This is a genomic window from Hafnia paralvei ATCC 29927, assembly GCF_001655005.1.
Lineage (GTDB): Bacteria > Pseudomonadota > Gammaproteobacteria > Enterobacterales > Enterobacteriaceae > Hafnia > Hafnia paralvei.
Map to the genome: position 1 here is coordinate 64,457 of NZ_LXET01000053.1, position 17,180 is coordinate 81,636.

The window sequence follows — 17,180 nt, forward strand, 5'->3', positions numbered from 1 at the left end:
AAAAACACCCCAACGAAATCGTCAGGGTGTTTTTATTTGACCGCAGCACCAATCAAATTAGTGCTGCGCCGCAAGAATTACAGAACGTCTTTGCAGTTCAGTTCGTCAAATGCCAGTTCCAGACGAGCAATCATGCTGGTCTGAGCTGCACGCAACCAAACGCGTGGGTCATAGTATTTCTTGTTAGGCTTGTCTGCACCTTCTGGGTTACCCAGCTGGCCCTGCAGATAACCTTCGTTTTTCTTGTAGTAGTTCAGAATACCTTCCCACGTTGCCCACTGGGTATCGGTGTCGATATTCATTTTAACTACGCCGTAGCTTACAGCTTCTTTGATTTCTGCAGCAGTAGAACCAGAACCGCCGTGGAATACGAAGTTCAGGCTGTTGTGTGGCAGATTATGTTTCTTAGAAACATATTCCTGAGAGTTGTGCAGAATTTTTGGAGTCAGCTGTACGTTACCTGGCTTGTAAACACCGTGTACGTTACCGAAAGAAGCAGCGATAGTGAAACGTGGGCTGATTGCGTTCAGTTTGGTGTACGCATAGTCAACGTCTTCTGGCTGAGTATACAGCGCAGAGCTATCCATATGGCTGTTATCTACGCCATCTTCTTCACCGCCGGTGCAACCCAGTTCAATTTCCAGCGTCATGCCGATTTTAGACATGCGGGTCAGATACTTGGAGCAAATTTCGATGTTTTCTTCTAAGGACTCTTCAGACAGATCGATCATGTGAGAAGAGAACAGTGGCTTGCCGGTTGCTGCGAAATGTTTTTCGCCAGCGTCCAACAGCCCGTCTAACCATGGCAGCAGTTTCTTGGCGCAGTGGTCAGTGTGCAGGATAACTGGAACACCGTAGTGCTCAGCCATCTGGTGAACATGGTGTGCACCAGAAATTGCGCCCAGAATAGCAGCGCCCTGAGGAACGTCGGTTTTCACGCCTTTACCAGCGATAAATGCTGCACCGCCGTTTGAGAACTGAACGATAACCGGAGCACGTACTTTCGCAGCAGCTTCCATTACCGCATTGATAGAGTCGGTACCAACACAGTTGACTGCAGGCAATGCGAAATTGTTTTCTTTAGCGATCTGGAAAACTTTCTGAACATCATCACCAGTGATGACACCCGGTTTAACAAAATCAAAAATTTTAGACATGTTACGTCGTCCTGTTTCGTGGGCCGTAAGTAAAAAATAAATCGTCTTCAGCTGCTTGATGTGGGCAAAGTACAGAGAAAAAAGCTACCACACATTCAAACAGATAGAACAACGGGAGGCTCGGCCTCCCGTCACGGTTCATTACTGCTTAGCACGTTCTTCCAGCATCACTACAGCTGGCAGTTTCTTGCCTTCAACGAATTCAAGGAATGCGCCGCCGCCAGTAGAGATATAGGAAATTTTGTCAGCAATGCCGAACAAATCGATAGCTGCCAGAGTGTCGCCGCCGCCAGCAATAGAGAATGCTTCACTATCAGCGATAGCCTGAGCAACGATCTCGGTGCCTTTACGGAAGTTAGGGAACTCGAACACGCCGACTGGACCATTCCATAGAATGGTTTTTGCATTCTTCAGAATTTCAGCCAGTTCGTGTGCAGAAGCATCACCCAGATCCAGAATCTGTTCGTCATCTTTAATATCGTTTACGGATTTCAGCGTTGCGGCCGCAGTTTCAGAGAATTCGGTTGCAACACGGACATCCGTTGGTACTGGGATGTCGCAGGTTGTCAGCAGTTTTTTCGCTTCGCCTACCAGATCCGCTTCGTACAGAGATTTACCTACATTGTGGCCTTGAGCAGCAACGAAGGTGTTAGCGATACCGCCACCAACAATCAGTTTGTCAGCAATTTTAGACAAGGAGTCCAGAACGGTCAGCTTGGTAGAAACTTTTGAACCACCAACGATTGCAACCATTGGACGGGCTGGATTACCCAGAGCTTTACCCAAAGCTTCCAGTTCTGCAGACAACAGAGGGCCCGCACATGCGATAGGCGCAAATTTGCCTACGCCGTGGGTAGAAGCCTGTGCACGGTGTGCAGTACCGAATGCGTCCATGACGTAAACGTCGCACAGTGCAGCGTATTTCTTAGACAGGGTTTCGTCGTCTTTCTTTTCGCCTTTGTTGAAGCGAACGTTTTCCAGAACAACCAACTCACCTTCTGCAACATCCACACCATCCAAATAGTCTTTAGCCAGACGAACTGGTGACTTCAGGTGATCTTTCAGATAGTTAACTACAGGCAGCAGAGAGTACTCTTCGTTGTATTCGCCTTCGGTAGGACGACCCAGATGGGAAGTAACCATAACACGAGCGCCCTGTTTCAGAGCAGCTTCGATAGTTGGCAGAGACGCACGGATACGCGCATCAGAAGTCACTTTGCCTTCTTTAACTGGGACGTTCAGATCTGAACGGATCAGGACACGTTTACCAGCCAAATCCAAATCGGTCATCTTAATTACAGACATGGTGAACCCTCTCGTTGATTCTCTTAAAGTTGCTTGACCGTCACAGCAGCACAGGCCGCTGTGCCGTACTGGAAACCGCTTGGAACATTGCCAGCGTTGTATCTAACATACGATTGGCAAAACCCCATTCGTTGTCACACCAGACCAACGTTTTTATCAGGTGTTGACCGCTAACTCGCGTCTGCGTGCCATCAACAATGGCACTGTGCGGGTCGTGGTTAAAATCGGTCGAAACCAGTGGTAATTCTGTATAGTCAACTATACCACGAAATGAGGTGCTTGCTGCCTTTTGCAGTAGGTGGTTGACATCACTCACCTTTACTGCGGCCTGCACGCTAACACTCAAATCAATTGCCGTCACATTGATGGTCGGCACTCGCACTGAAATCGCTTCAAAACGATCGCAGAACTTGGGAAATATACGGGTGATACCTGCGGCAAGTTTGGTGTCGACAGGTATAATCGACTGACTTGCTGCACGCGTCCGACGCAGGTCGGAATGGTACGCATCTATCACCGGCTGATCGTTCATTGATGAATGGATCGTTGTCACCGTACCCGATTCAATGCCAAACGCGTCGTCGAGCAGTTTTATAACAGGGATAATGCAGTTCGTCGTGCAGGATGCGTTAGACACAATGTGGTGTTCTGGTTGTAACTCCTGCTGATTCACACCGTAAACGACAGTGGCATCAAGGTCGTGACTGCCAGGGTGTGAGAACAACACTTTTTTGGCTCCCGCAGCAATATGCGCTTCACCGTCAGCTCGGCTGCCATACACGCCGCTACAATCAAGCACGATATCTACCCCCAATTCACTCCACGGTAAATTGGCAATCTGCTTTTCATGCAGCAGGCGGATAATATCCCCACCTACCCACATCGTATCTCGTTCTTGACGGACATCCCAAGCGAAGCGCCCATGACTGGTATCGTATTTCAATAAATGAGCCATGCCTTCAGCATCAGCCAATTCATTGATCGCCACCACGGACATCTCTACCCGTCGGCCGGATTCATATAGCGCACGTAACACGCTGCGCCCGATGCGGCCAAAACCGTTTATTGCGATGCGAATGGTCATATCACTCCCTGCGCCGAACGCAGTTTAAAACAAAAGTTTTAAGACAAGAGCATAGAGTACTGCAGCATCGAAAACGATGGAAATCCCACGGTCACATAATCCCAATAATGACGTTTCATCAATCAACTGAAACGCTTCAGCCAAGAATAAACCAAAGCCTTAGCAAAAGAAATAACCGCAATAAAAAGGGCGTTAAGCCTCGCTTTCTTTCGCCAAAAATGTGCTGTAGTTCACAAATTATCGCGTTTCATATCCCCGTTCAGGCGTAAAAAAACGGGACTGCCCTGCGGCAATCCCGTTTCTATCTACGATGCTTACCGAATTACTTCAGCAGAGCTTTCGCTTTAGCAACAACGTTGTCTACGGTGAAACCAAACTCTTTAAATAACAGTTCAGCCGGTGCTGATTCACCGAAGGTTGTCATACCCACCACCGCGCCGTTCAAACCAACGTATTTGTACCAGAAGTCAGCGATACCCGCTTCAACAGCCACACGCGCAGTAACTGCCGCCGGCAGTACAGATTCGCGGTATGCCGCATCTTGCTTATCGAAGACTTCAGTTGCAGGCATAGAAACTACGCGCACTTTGCGGCCTTCAGCGGTTAACTGCTCTGCGGCGTTCATTGCTAGTTCAACTTCAGAACCGGTAGCGATGAAGATCAGCTCTGGCTGACCCGCGCAATCTTTCAGGATGTAACCACCGCGAGAAATATTAGCAACCTGCTCTGGAGTACGATCCATCTGAGCCAAATTCTGGCGAGAGAAGATCAACGCAGATGGGCCATCGTTGCGCTGAATAGCGAACTGCCACGCAACCGCAGACTCAACCTGATCACATGGACGCCAAGTGTTCATATTTGGTGTTACGCGCAGGCTAGCCATCTGCTCAACTGGCTGGTGAGTTGGGCCATCTTCGCCCAGACCGATAGAGTCATGGGTATAAACGAAGATATTGCGGATTTTCATCAGCGCAGCCATACGTACGGCGTTACGAGCATATTCCATGAACATCAGGAAAGTGGCACCGTATGGCAGGAAACCGCCATGCAGAGCAATACCGTTCATGATGGCAGACATACCGAATTCACGTACACCATAATGGATGTAGTTACCGGCCAGATCTTCGTTCAACGGCTTAGAACCAGACCACATGGTCAGGTTGCTAGGAGCCAAGTCAGCAGAACCGCCTAGGAATTCTGGCAGCACTTTACCGAAGGCTTCCAGTGCATTCTGAGAGGCTTTACGGCTAGCAATTTTAGCTGGGTTTGCTTGCAGGTGGTCGATGAATTTCTTGGATTCTTCAGCCCAGTTAGCAGGCAGTTCACCGCTCACGCGACGTTTGAACTCAGCAGCCAGTTCAGGGAATGCAGCTTTATAAGCAGCGAATTTCTGATCCCAAGCGCTTTCTTTCGCTTTACCCGCTTCTTTAGCATCCCACTGAGAATAGATTTCCTGTGGAATTTCAAATGGAGCATAGTTCCAGCCCAATGCTTTACGGGTAGCTTCGATTTCAGCCGCGCCCAGTGGAGCACCATGAGCTTCATGAGAGCCCGCTTTGTTCGGAGAACCGAAACCGATAGTCGTTTTGCACATCAGCAGTGATGGCTTATCGGTGACTTTACGTGCGTCTTCGATTGCCGCTTTGATAGCGTCGCTGTTGTGACCGTCTACGCCACGGATAACGTGCCAGCCGTAAGCTTCGAAGCGCTCAGCGGTGTTATCAGTGAACCAACCTTCAACATGACCATCGATGGAAATACCGTTGTCATCGTAGAACGCAGTCAGTTTGCCCAGCTTCAAGGTACCCGCCAGAGAGCAAACTTCGTGAGAAATGCCTTCCATCATGCAACCGTCACCCAAGAATGCATAGGTGTGGTGGTTAACGATTTCATGACCAGGACGGTTAAACTGCGCAGCCAAAGTACGCTCAGCAATAGCCATACCTACCGCGTTCGCGATGCCCTGACCCAATGGGCCAGTGGTTGTTTCAACACCAGGGGTGTAACCGTATTCTGGGTGGCCTGGGGTTTTAGAATGTAACTGACGGAAATTTTCCAGCTCAGTGATTGGTAGGTCATAACCTGTGAGGTGCAGCAGGCTATAAATCAACATGGAGCCATGGCCGTTTGATAGCACGAAGCGGTCACGATCGGCCCAATTTGGATTGGTCGGGTTGTGATTCATGTAATCGCGCCACAGGACTTCCGCGATATCAGCCATCCCCATAGGGGCACCTGGGTGACCAGAATTGGCTTTCTGCACAGCGTCCATACTGAGTGCACGGATCGCATTGGCAAGCTCTTTACGAGAGGACATGTTCTACTCCAAGTCGGATTTAAAGAAACAGGGTTCGAGGTATTTTCTCAGACTACGCATGAAAACAGCAATCCCTAAGGCCAAATGAGTGCATCAAGTCTCATTTAATCCCTGTAAATAGCAGATTAATCCGCTTTCATATGGAGTCTGCACAGACAAAATACATACTCAATGACAGCCCGTTTTGCGCTGGATACACTACCACAGATCGACCTTCAATCTCTGGAAAGACTGCACCAAAGGAAAATAACATGAACAAAATAACACTTCCGCTTATTGCTCTAACAGCCTCAGCCTTCCTCAGCGGCTGTCAAAACATGAACGCCGAGGGACTGATGCAATCGGGTGCACAGGCATTTCAGGCGGCAACGCTGTCAGATGCGCAGGTAAAAGCCCTGAGCGAACAATCATGTGCCGAAATGGACAGCAAAAATCAAATTGCACCAGCCGACAGTACCTACGCTAAACGGTTAGCCACTATATCTAAAGCATTGGGCAGCGATATCAATGGTACCCCAGTTAACTATAAAGTCTACGTCACTAAAGATGTCAACGCATGGGCAATGGCTAACGGCTGCGTGCGCGTATACAGCGGTCTGATGGACATGATGAACGATAATGAAGTGGAAGGCGTTCTTGGTCACGAAATGGGGCACGTAGCCTTGGGCCACTCACGTAAAGCTATGCAGGTAGCCTACGCCACAACGGCAGCACGCACTGCCATTGCGGCCAGCAGCGGTATCGGTGCACAGCTTTCTCAATCACAGCTCGCCGATCTGGGGGAAAGACTGGTGAACTCCCAGTTCTCCCAAAAACAAGAAAGTGAAGCTGACGACTACTCGTTCGATCTACTGAAGAAACGCGGCATTAATCCGATCGGATTGGCGACCAGTTTCGATAAGCTCGCCTCTCAGGAAGCCGGACGTCAAAGCAGTATGTTTGACGATCACCCGTCCTCTCAGGCGCGCGCTCAACATATCCGAGATCGCATCGCAGCAGAGCAATAACACTGTCAGGCTCCGGTATAATTCGGAGCCTTTTCGCCCTACTTCATCCTCTATTTTCCCCTGCTAAATTGTTTTTGACTTAATATTTAATTAACTATTTACGTCCTTGACCTAGTGATAGCATCAGCTGATTTTATTTTATGTAAATCATCCAATTAACCTATCATTTGTCAACGGAAGATAAAGATAATGAAGCTTAAAACAATCATTGCGATTGCAGTCACTACCGCATTATTAGCGGGCTGTAAAAACATAAATACCCAAATGATGGCTCAATCTGGCGCACAGGCCGTCCAAGCAGCCACTCTGTCCGATGATGATGCTAAAGCTATCGCGAACAAGTCTTGCAAAGAGATGGATAGCCAAAGCCAAATCGCCAGCAGCAAAAGCAAATACACTAAGCGTTTAAATAAAATTGCTAAGGCTATGGGCAATAACATCAACGGCACGCCAGTTAACTATAAAGTCTATATGACTGAAGATGTTAACGCATGGGCAATGGCCAACGGCTGCATCCGTGTTTATAGCGGGCTGATGGATATGATGACCGACGAAGAAGTTGAAGGCGTTTTAGGTCACGAAATGGGTCACGTCGCACTAGGTCACAGCTTGAAAGCGATGAAAGTTGCCTATGGCACCATTGCAGCACGCACTGCCGTCGCCTCCACAAGCGGTGTTGCCGCAGAGTTGTCCCAAACACAGTTAGCCGATCTGGGTGAAGCCCTGATTAACTCTCAGTTCTCACAGCACCAAGAATCAGAAGCCGATGATTTCTCTTACGATTATCTGAAAAAACGTAAGCTAAATACCCTAGGCTTAGCCACTAGCTTTGAAAAATTGGCGCAGTTAGAAGGTGGCCGTAAAGGCAGTATGTTTGATTCTCACCCACCATCAACCGAGCGCGCACAGCACATCCGCGAACGCATTGCTGCTGATAAGTAAAAATTAGTACATACAAAAAAACCACCTCATCTGAGGTGGTTATCCCAACAATAGCATTCGCAATAAGGTTTTGCAGACACTCATTCAGCCAGCAAGGCTTTTTCAGCCATCGCTTTAGCTTTCGACTTTGCAATAATGCCGTAGGACAAAAACATTAAAGAGCACAGGATAAAAATCAGCGTTTCTGCAGAAAATGCGATACGGGCGCTAAACTGCTGCGACAGGAAGTAAAACAGTGGAGCTAATACCAGTGCGAACGAAACAACCAGCGGCGGTACTTTACTAATCCCGACCTGCAAGATATAAAGCGGCAACACATTCCCTAACATCGCCACAATCAACAACGTCAGCCAATACTGATGCAGCGTCGCCATGATCTCGTCATAACCCGCAATATAAACCCCTACCAGCACAATCAAAACGAAACGAAATGTCATGATGCTATGGGGTTTTACGCCTTGGTTATTCAAACGTTTTGAGAATATGGTATTCAGCACCATTGAAAGACCGCACAAAAACGCCATGCCGATCCCGATAATCGCGTGATCGCGGGAGATATTCCCTAATGCGCTGGTACCGTTCATCGTGGAACGAATCATCAGCAACATACAGACAAACACACCGATAGCAGAGAATATCTCGGCGCGGCTCAGCTTGTCGCTTTTCGCGATTTTCACGGTAATGAACAGCGTCAGCATTGGACCAATTGCATTCGCGAGGGCAGACACCACCGCCGGTTCAATATATTTCAGCGCCACAAAGAATCCCAACCAACTTCCCGCCGTGGTCAGGTTAATAGCGAGTACGTTATAAAATTTAGCAGCCGGTGCCGTCGGTATGTTTTTCTTCTCTTTATAAAACAAAGAAACGACCAGAAAAAAAACGCTAACAAAGAAAAACGTAATAGTGATGGTGGCAAACAGATTAGCCTTTTGCAGCAGCCCTGATAAATAAACAGCCTGTATCCCAGACAACAGGTTAAACACCAATATATAGCCGACGCCGAAACGGCTGCCTTTTTGACTATCAACGTTCCCCATATTCCTTCCCCTAGCCTGTCAGTGATGTTTTGTGCCCCACCGTTTTAGCGGGGCTATCGTTATAAATAGATCCAATCAATAGATAGATTGGAGATTAGCGCTCATCGCCTAAGGCTTGGTCGAGAATACATACCGCCTCCTCAAGCAACGCTGTTTCAATCGTCAGAGCCGGAAGTAAGCGCACCACTGCGCCATGCCGCCCTCCCGTTTCAACAATCAAACCATGCTCAAAACAGCGACGTTTCACGCGAGTGGCCAAGTCGCCGTTGGGTGGGAAGCGGCCAAATTTATCGCACTCACCTCCCACATCAACCAGCTCAATGCCGACCATCAAACCGGTTCCGCGCACGTCTCCTATTGAGGCATGGCGCGCTTTCAATCCTTCAAGCATATGCATCAGCACCGCACCTTTGAGCTTGGTTTGTTCCAAAATCTGCTCGCGCTCTATAATCTCCAGCGTCGCGGTTCCGGCAATCATCGCCAGTTGATTTCCACGAAACGTTCCGGTGTGCGCGCCTGGAGCCCAGCGGTCATACTTCTGGTGATAGACCAACAACGACATTGGTAAGCCGCCGCCAATCGCCTTGGAAAGTAAAACGGCGTCAGGCTGAATATCGGCCAACTCAAAGGCAAACATCGCCCCCGAACGCCCAATGCCAGACTGAACTTCATCGAGGATCAGGGGGATATCGAGCTCGGTGCAAATCTCTCTAAGCCCCTTTAACCAGCGCAGAGGGGCAGGTATACATCCCCCCTCCCCCTGAATCGCCTCAACGATCATCGCCGCGGGTTTGCTAATCCCACTTTCAGGATCGACTAACGTTTGTCGGATATGATGGAGAGAGATATCAATCGTCTCTTCGTCGCCCACGCCATATGGGCTTCGGAACAAATACGGATAAGGCAGAAAATGAACGCCCGGCATCAGGTTCTGAATAGGGTCTTTCACCTTTAGATTGCCCGTTATCGATAAGGCACCACAGGTCATCCCATGATAAGCACCGTGAAACGCGATAATATTGCTGCGCCCCGTGGCGGTCTTAAACAGCTTAATCGCGGCTTCGGCGGCATCTGCACCCGTTGGCCCGCAGAACTGGATTTTCAGATCGTTACGCCATTGCTCAGGAAAAGCGGCAATCACCTTTTCGCTAAAAATCCGCTTAGCCGGCGTCACCATATCTAGCCCATGCAAAATCTGCCCGCTGGTTAAAAAAGAAGTCAGACAAGAGACTATTTCAGGGTGATTGTGTCCAGTCGCAAGAGTGCCAGCGCCGGCCAAACAATCGATATACCGATGTCCATGTTCATCAAACAATAAAGAGCCTTGCCCGCGCACAATGTTGCAATTAATCGTGCGCGAATAAGTGCGTGCGTTGGACTCAATGCCAAACTGTCGAGAAAGATCGTGATCAAAAGGGGCCATGTTATTAAGACTCCATCTGGGCGTTGGCAACCATCAACTGCCCCAAAGCTATACCGCCATCGTTAGCAGGAAGCTGCTGCTGAACGAAGGGACGAAAACCACTGTTTTTTAGCGCCGTGTAAGTATTGGCTAGGAGATATTCATTCATGAATACGCCACCGCTGAGAACAAATTGGCTAGTGTTATAGGCTTCGGAAAGAAGCTGGCACAGCCTATGCGTGGCGGCGACAATAGTGGCGTGGAAACGGCGAGAGAGATGTGCGGCATCCTGTGAGCCGTTAATCAAACAGCCTACAATTTCAGCAATCATGGGGCGATAATCCAATCGGATCACACCTTGATCGCCGACAAAGCTATAGGCAAAAATCTCTGCGCTGGAAAGATCACGGTCCAGCAGACCTTCAAGTTCAATAGCGGCCTGCGCTTCATATTCAATTTTGCTGCGCACACCGATAAGCGCCGACACACCATCAAATAATCGCCCCATGCTGGACGTTTTCACGGTATTAATTCCGCGGCTCAGCATAGTCATCAACACATTGATTTGGTCTGCCTGTAGCTCACTTAAAAACGGCAGCGGTAGGTGCCTTGCATCATCACCAAAAGTTTCAAACAGCAGGCTTAGCGCAACGCGATATGGCTCTTTAACCGCTTTGTCTCCCCCCGGAAGCCCAAACGGATGCAGGCTAGCAATGCGATGTGCGCTTTTGTAGTCACCCAGCAAAAACTCACCGCCCCAGATCGTGCCATCATCACCATAGCCAGTGCCGTCAAACACCACGCCGATGGTTTGGCCTTGCAAACCATTTTCAGCCATACAAGACGCCATATGTGCGTGGTGATGCTGAACGCGATACAGAGGTAAATTGCTGCTCTCTTCGATGTGACGAGTTGAACGAAACTGGGGATGCATATCCGCAGCCCAAGCCGTCGGCTGAATATCCAGTAGATGACCGAGCGTTTTGCCACACAATTCATGAGCGTCAAAAGCCTTATCATTTTTGAGATCGCCAATGTGCTGGCTTAAATAAACCTGCTCACCTTTCGAGAGCGCCAACGTGGTTTTCAACTCCGCACCCACGGCCATGATGGGACGCAGCGTTTGCGCCACATTGACCGGATAAGGCGCATAGCCGCGCGAGCGGCGAACAAACGTCGTCAATGTTTCACCATCTCGGGTAGAAACCAAACGAACCAAAGAGTCGTCGACGCGTGTATGAATATCGCGGTTATGGAATAAAAAAACGTCTGCAATTTGCCCTAATTCCGCCACTGCCTCTTCATTGCGAAACACAATTGGGTTGCCAGAACGGTTGGCACTGGTCATCACTAAGGCTGGCAGCGCAGTGTCATCCAGCAACAAATAGTGCAACGGCGCGGAAGGCAACATAACACCAAGTGATGGGTTAGCTGGGGCAATAGCGTCAGGCAGTGAACAATCACTGCGTTTTTTCAAGATGACAATGGGGCGCTGGTGCGATTGTAGATAGCGTTCTTCCTCAGCGCTGACCTCACAAAAACGGCGCACGGTAGCCATGTCTTTGACCATGATGGCAAACGGCTTGTCATCCCGACGCTTACGCTGGCGTAATAATTTGATGGCATTTTCCTGTGTCGCATCCACAGAAAGATGAAAGCCCCCCAGCGATTTCACCGCCAGAATTTGTCCATCACGTAACATCCGGCGAGCCTGCTCCAACGGCTCAGGATGCAATATCTCTTGACCTGCAGTATCAGCAAGCCATGCTCGCGGTCCACAGTCAGGACAAGCGTTCGGCTGAGCATGGTAACGGCGATCGGCAACATCCTGATACTCTGCCAAACAGCTATCACACATGGTAAAAGAGGCCATAGTGGTGTTCTTGCGGTCATAAGGCATATCTTCAATCAGAGAAAAACGCGGGCCGCAGTTGGTACAGTTAATAAATGGATATAAATAACGACGATTGGTGCGATCAAACATTTCCCTTATGCAGTCAGGGCACACATTGGCATCGGGAGGAACTATCGTCGTAGTATTTAATTTCTCTAGACTTTCTTTAATTAAAAATGAAGTGTATTTAATTGCGCCCGTTTCATGATTCGTTTCGAAACTCGTTTCTACGCAGGAAATAATGCTCGCCATCGGCGGCTTATCTTCTAATAGCTGTCGTTTAAACTTGGCATAATTTTCAACGCTTCCCTGTACTTCAATAAGTACGCCTTGGGAATCATTTAACACCCATCCCAATAGACCGTTAATTAATGCAATTTTATGTACAAAAGGACGAAATCCGACCCCTTGTACGACTCCGTTCACTCTTATCTGTTTGTGTGTATACATAATGTATTTCTTTGCAATTTAAATGGCTAAATAGCCATAGTATTAAGAACAGATAGTTGAAAAAGGCGGGTCAATAAACGAAATAACCTGACCCGCTACGGAAATATTTCTCTATGCTCCAAATAATTGGATTTGCATCGGCCTCTTATTTATCCGTATGAGCTTACATTCTTTAGTCATACGGCTAAGCAGGCTTGGCCAACGCCGATACAGCTTCAAATATGACGGGTATTAGCAAAGGCGCGGCAATTCAGCCCCGACCAATTGCTCCAACGTGTAAGAATCACCATCACTTTGACGCATCAATACTTGGCAGCCTGCCTCTACGCTCACCTCACCCACGACGGTCGCATTTTTTGATTGTTCAAACTCACGCAGGAAATTCACGACTTCGTCTGCATGTTCAGAACGAACAAATAGGCACAAACAACCTTCGTTGGCTAAATGAATAGGGTTAACCCCTAACATATCAGCAGCCATACGTGTCTCTGCTTGAATAGGCAATCGCGCCTCATCACAACACACGACATGCCCTGTCGACTGGCTATATTCATGCATAACTTCACTGAAGCCACCGCGGGTGACATCGCGCATGGAAACCACTGCTGAAGCCAAAGATGAACTGAGTAGTGCTTCGATAATATTATTAAGCGGCGCACAATCGCTCTTAACGCGTTGCTCAAATCCCAAACCTTCACGAATGGAAAGTAGATGAATAGAGTGATCGCCAATATTACCACTGAGGATAATTTTATCGCCGCTACGCACGTTCAACATGCTTAGAGGCTCTCGTTCGAAAGTACCAATGCCGGTCGTATTCAGGAATATTTTATCCGCCTCACCGCGCCCAACAACCTTGGTATCTCCTGCCACAATCTTCACACCGGCTTCACGGGCGGTATCACGGATAGACATAATAATGCGTTTCAGATCCTCAATTAAGAAACCTTCCTCGATAATCATCGCCAAAGTGATAAATAAAGGTTTGGCTCCCATCACGGCCAAATCGTTAACCGTTCCGCATACGGCTATTTTCCCAATATCACCGTTGCCGAAAAAAACAGGAGAAACAACAAATGAGTCGGTTGTCATGGCAATTCTATTGTTACCAATATTGAGAACCGCACTATCTTCCATTTTACCAATATGCACATCACCGAGAAGTTCTGTCATGGTACGAATAAGATCTTGGCTTAATTTCGCACCCGTTCCGTGATCGAGAACAATCTTGTCCTGCTGGTTCATTTATTGCTCACTCAATATAAGTTAAGGGATTTTAACTTCTTTACGGGGTAAGTGACCTTTGTCCACCAGCGTATGCAAAATCTCATCGCTAGAACATACGGTGGCACAATATCCAGCAAGCCAGGTTAGCGCTCTTTCTTTATCTTCATCACGGGCTGAAACTACGCCGTCAGTTGGAACCCAAACGTTATAACCACGGAAAAACGCATCTGCCGCTGTCGTTTGAACACAGATTTGAGTTTGCATACCGGTGATAATGACCGTATCCACATCATTCTGCTTCAATATATTATCCAGCTCGGTTTCATAAAAACCGCTGTCTTTATTCTTTTCAACCACAATATCCGCAGGATGCAAAAACTCACTGATGATCTCTGCACCATGAGTTCCTTTCTGTACCGGAAGAAAACCATTATAGCGCTCTACATTAGGGTCATCAGGTAAGTTAACCAATTGTAGATGGACAATAATATGCCCCATTTCACGCATATTATTCATGAATGAAACAAAACGCTCTTTAAATGCCTCTACGGCGGCAACACGCTCAGGGTTTTTCTCTACCAAGTCATATTGCAGGTCATTAGTCAGCACAGCTATCTTTTTCATTAATTAACCCTTTAAAAATATCATCGGAAATAACTACACTTCAAAAATCAGATTCTCTTGTTCTAGCTTTAACAAAAGTCTTTTATCTTCTTCAATCTGTTGAGCATTATCGTGAGTGAGAATAACTTTTAACGGGCAGGTATATAAATCAACCGTTTCAGCAATAGGTTCACCCGGTTTAACGTACCAAAATGCATCAAAGTAAGATGGCAAATTCTCGACAACGCTTTGTCCACGAATTGCTTTTACTTTTCCACCTTCACCCGAAATATAGAAATGAATAAGAATTTTTCTATCCAGATGTAACGGTTCTTTAGCGCGGCGATGGAACGAAGGATGATCGATATAAGAATCAACGAGCAATTCAATTTGGGACCATTTGGCACATTTCTGTACAACCGCTGGAATATTACCGCCGTGCATACGCGCACCGACTTCCACCAGCACAGGTTCTCCGTTGCTAATAATAATTTCGCTGTGCCCTGCACCTTGGTGAATATCTAACGCCTTCAGTACCTGATCGTTATAGACAATCAGCTTTTGGGCAATCGGATCGTCGAGCTCTAGCGCACGAATAGCGCGGTAGACAAAAGCGACGTTGTTAGCTGCAACTTTCTCATACACGAATACGTTACAGGTAACGGTTTGGCCATTAAGCGTCACCGTGTCGACCACATATTCATGGCCATCTAAAAACTCCTGCACCAGTACGAAAGTATTCTCCTGCTCGAATTTATTCAACTTACCTAAAATCAGTGAACATGCGAATTTCACCTCATCCAGATCGTGGCAAATCGTGACACAATCTGAGCCAGCCGAATTTACCGGTTTAACCACCACGGGGAATACTTTATGTTCTGCAACCCAGCGAATGATTTCATCTTCGCTCGCGCTCATTTTTTGCAATGGGGCACGTAAACCTGCGGCTCGCACCGCTTCGCCCATGGCAAATTTGTCGCGACGTCTTTCGCTGGTAAATACGTTATTGCCCGGAACATCGAGTAAATTAGCCACACGATCCGCCAAAGCCACGCTGGTTTCTAAACAAGACACCACGGCACGAATATCTAATTGGCGCAAAACGTTGGAGATCTTTTTCACATTCCCGTCGAAGCGAATCTCCATGAAGAAATCGTCACGGCGATATGATCCTGCAAATACCGCGGGAATATTTTTCTGAGAAATTAGCGCTATACACTCTAAGCCACGTTTTTTAAACTCTGCGGCTAATAGAGCACCGCTAGAAAATGGGTCGACAATAACGGCAAATTGCTGAGAAACAACAGCTGACTGACTGATATTACTTTCCATATCCACGCTCTCTCATTTTATTAAAAACATATTTTAAAATTTTTTAATTCATAACCTTTACGCCACGGAGATATGGCTCTAGCGTCAAGACTCACCGTAAACTTACAGATGACATCTCTAGCGCTAGGAGAGCGACTCTCTGTTTTTTGAATAGATCGCTCCCTCGGAGCGATTTAATACCGATAGTGTGAGGCTAAAAAATGATTATCAAGAGTGCGAAAATATTATTAAGTAAATTATACGCTACTCTTCAGCTCGCATTTTCGCTCGACGTAATTGGCGAGCGGAAGAGAAACCGGCAACCAAAGCCGCTTTTTCAACGCCCATACCGCTTTGGATATATTGCTGCGCAATGGCCAAACGCATCTGTTCATGAAATTCTCGTACGCTAATTCCAAGATGCTGGCGAAATAAACGCGACAGATGGCGTGAGCTAACGTGAATAAGCGCGGCCAGTTCCTCAATGTTCCAGTTCTTTTCTGGTGAAATCGCAATAATATCTTGGGCACGATGAATAACCGGATGATGATGATGACGAAACCTTAGCCACGGTGACATTTGTGCGTCCTCGCCCGCCCGTGGAAAATAAACCACCATCTCTCTCGCCACACGCATCGCTTCTTGTGGGCTACAAAACCGGTGCACTAAGTGCAGCGCTAAATCAATACCAGCCATAATGCCAGCGCACGTGCACACGCCTTTATCTTCAATAAAGATGCGGTTTTCTTTCACCAACGCTGCCGGTGCCAGTGCTCGTAACCGATCCAAAATATCGTGGTGCGTCGTACATTGAATTCCATCTAACAGGCCTGCTCTAGCCGCGAGCAATGCACCTGAACAGATGCATACGATGCTGAGCTCCTGCCGACTCACCTTCCCTCGCCACCCTTTGAGCCACTCCAGTGCGGTCAACGCCTCTTCAGTGTCAAAATCAACCAGCGAGTTAGTGACTCCGGGCAGCACTAACAAGCTGCCGTTAGGTAACGTTTCCGGCAGAGGTTTTAAGTCACCAACCATCATCCCCGTAGAACAGCGAACGCTTTGCTTGGGACTTATGTAATGAATTTTAAAGTGATCGCCTGCCAACTGTAACGTTTCTGACGGCCCGACAATATCCAGCACCATCATATTCGGTAATACCAAGAAGTAGACATCTACGCTCATTTTGCTCAAGTTCCGTCTGTAGCCAGATACCTTGCATCTTAATAGCTAACGGCCTTAAGCAATACCACTTCTTGTGGGATCTATAATGCTTGTTAATATTTTAAATTTAAAGGCCATATACAGACATGTGTCTGCCCATCACGGACAACATGTCATTCTCGTGACGCATGTTAGCTAGCTACGTTCATTTAATGAACGACCGTTTTCGGACATAAAAAAAGCCGCAATTTTCATGCGGCTTTTTCATCGGATAACA

Annotated in this window: 13 protein-coding genes; 2 read left to right on the top strand and 11 right to left on the bottom strand. The window is 47.6% G+C overall.

The window, feature by feature from the left end; genetic code table 11:
- Positions 1-77 precede the first annotated feature (77 nt).
- The 4 genes from fbaA to tkt form a co-directional block, all read right to left on the bottom strand.
- A complete protein-coding gene (gene fbaA / locus M988_RS16965; RefSeq protein ID WP_004846864.1) occupies positions 78-1,157 on the bottom strand; it encodes a class II fructose-bisphosphate aldolase in 1,080 nt (359 codons plus the stop codon).
- A 141-nt stretch (positions 1,158-1,298) separates the two neighbouring features.
- On the bottom strand, positions 1,299-2,462 hold the full coding sequence (pgk, locus tag M988_RS16970; protein WP_008815026.1) for a phosphoglycerate kinase: 1,164 nt from the start codon (positions 2,460-2,462) through the stop codon (positions 1,299-1,301).
- 40 nt (positions 2,463-2,502) lie between these two features.
- The gene (gene epd, locus M988_RS16975; RefSeq protein WP_008815025.1) at positions 2,503-3,546 is read right to left on the bottom strand and encodes an erythrose-4-phosphate dehydrogenase; all 1,044 of its coding nucleotides are present in this window, start codon (positions 3,544-3,546) and stop codon (positions 2,503-2,505) included.
- Between the two features lie 322 nt (positions 3,547-3,868).
- A complete protein-coding gene (gene tkt, locus M988_RS16980; protein WP_008815024.1) occupies positions 3,869-5,863 on the bottom strand; it encodes a transketolase in 1,995 nt (664 codons plus the stop codon).
- Positions 5,864-6,114: 251 nt separating this feature from the next.
- Between tkt and loiP (M988_RS16985) the strand changes: the two genes are divergently transcribed.
- Both loiP (M988_RS16985) and loiP (M988_RS16990) read left to right on the top strand, forming a co-directional pair.
- Positions 6,115-6,870, top strand: a complete 756-nt coding sequence (gene loiP, locus M988_RS16985; protein ID WP_064575079.1) for a metalloprotease LoiP — start codon at positions 6,115-6,117, stop codon at positions 6,868-6,870.
- A 189-nt stretch (positions 6,871-7,059) separates the two neighbouring features.
- The gene (gene loiP / locus M988_RS16990; RefSeq protein WP_008815022.1) at positions 7,060-7,812 is read left to right on the top strand and encodes a metalloprotease LoiP; all 753 of its coding nucleotides are present in this window, start codon (positions 7,060-7,062) and stop codon (positions 7,810-7,812) included.
- 80 nt (positions 7,813-7,892) lie between these two features.
- Here loiP (M988_RS16990) and M988_RS16995 read toward each other — a convergent pair whose 3' ends face one another.
- From M988_RS16995 to M988_RS17025, 7 genes are all read right to left on the bottom strand, one after another.
- On the bottom strand, positions 7,893-8,852 hold the full coding sequence (locus M988_RS16995) for an EamA family transporter (protein WP_039187984.1): 960 nt from the start codon (positions 8,850-8,852) through the stop codon (positions 7,893-7,895).
- Between the two features lie 94 nt (positions 8,853-8,946).
- On the bottom strand, positions 8,947-10,275 hold the full coding sequence (locus M988_RS17000; RefSeq protein WP_064575081.1) for a diaminobutyrate--2-oxoglutarate transaminase family protein: 1,329 nt from the start codon (positions 10,273-10,275) through the stop codon (positions 8,947-8,949).
- 4 nt (positions 10,276-10,279) lie between these two features.
- Positions 10,280-12,598: a carbamoyltransferase HypF gene (hypF, locus tag M988_RS17005; protein ID WP_064575083.1), complete on the bottom strand. Its 2,319-nt coding sequence runs from the start codon at positions 12,596-12,598 to the stop codon at positions 10,280-10,282.
- 231 nt (positions 12,599-12,829) lie between these two features.
- The gene (hypE, locus tag M988_RS17010) at positions 12,830-13,843 is read right to left on the bottom strand and encodes a hydrogenase expression/formation protein HypE (protein ID WP_008815018.1); all 1,014 of its coding nucleotides are present in this window, start codon (positions 13,841-13,843) and stop codon (positions 12,830-12,832) included.
- Between the two features lie 21 nt (positions 13,844-13,864).
- Positions 13,865-14,449: a cysteine hydrolase family protein gene (locus M988_RS17015; protein WP_008815017.1), complete on the bottom strand. Its 585-nt coding sequence runs from the start codon at positions 14,447-14,449 to the stop codon at positions 13,865-13,867.
- Between the two features lie 33 nt (positions 14,450-14,482).
- Entirely contained in the window at positions 14,483-15,760 is a 1,278-nt protein-coding gene (locus M988_RS17020; RefSeq protein ID WP_064575085.1) for an ATP-grasp domain-containing protein, read from the bottom strand.
- Between the two features lie 243 nt (positions 15,761-16,003).
- Positions 16,004-16,924: a GlxA family transcriptional regulator gene (locus M988_RS17025; protein ID WP_008815015.1), complete on the bottom strand. Its 921-nt coding sequence runs from the start codon at positions 16,922-16,924 to the stop codon at positions 16,004-16,006.
- Positions 16,925-17,180: the final 256 nt, after the last annotated feature.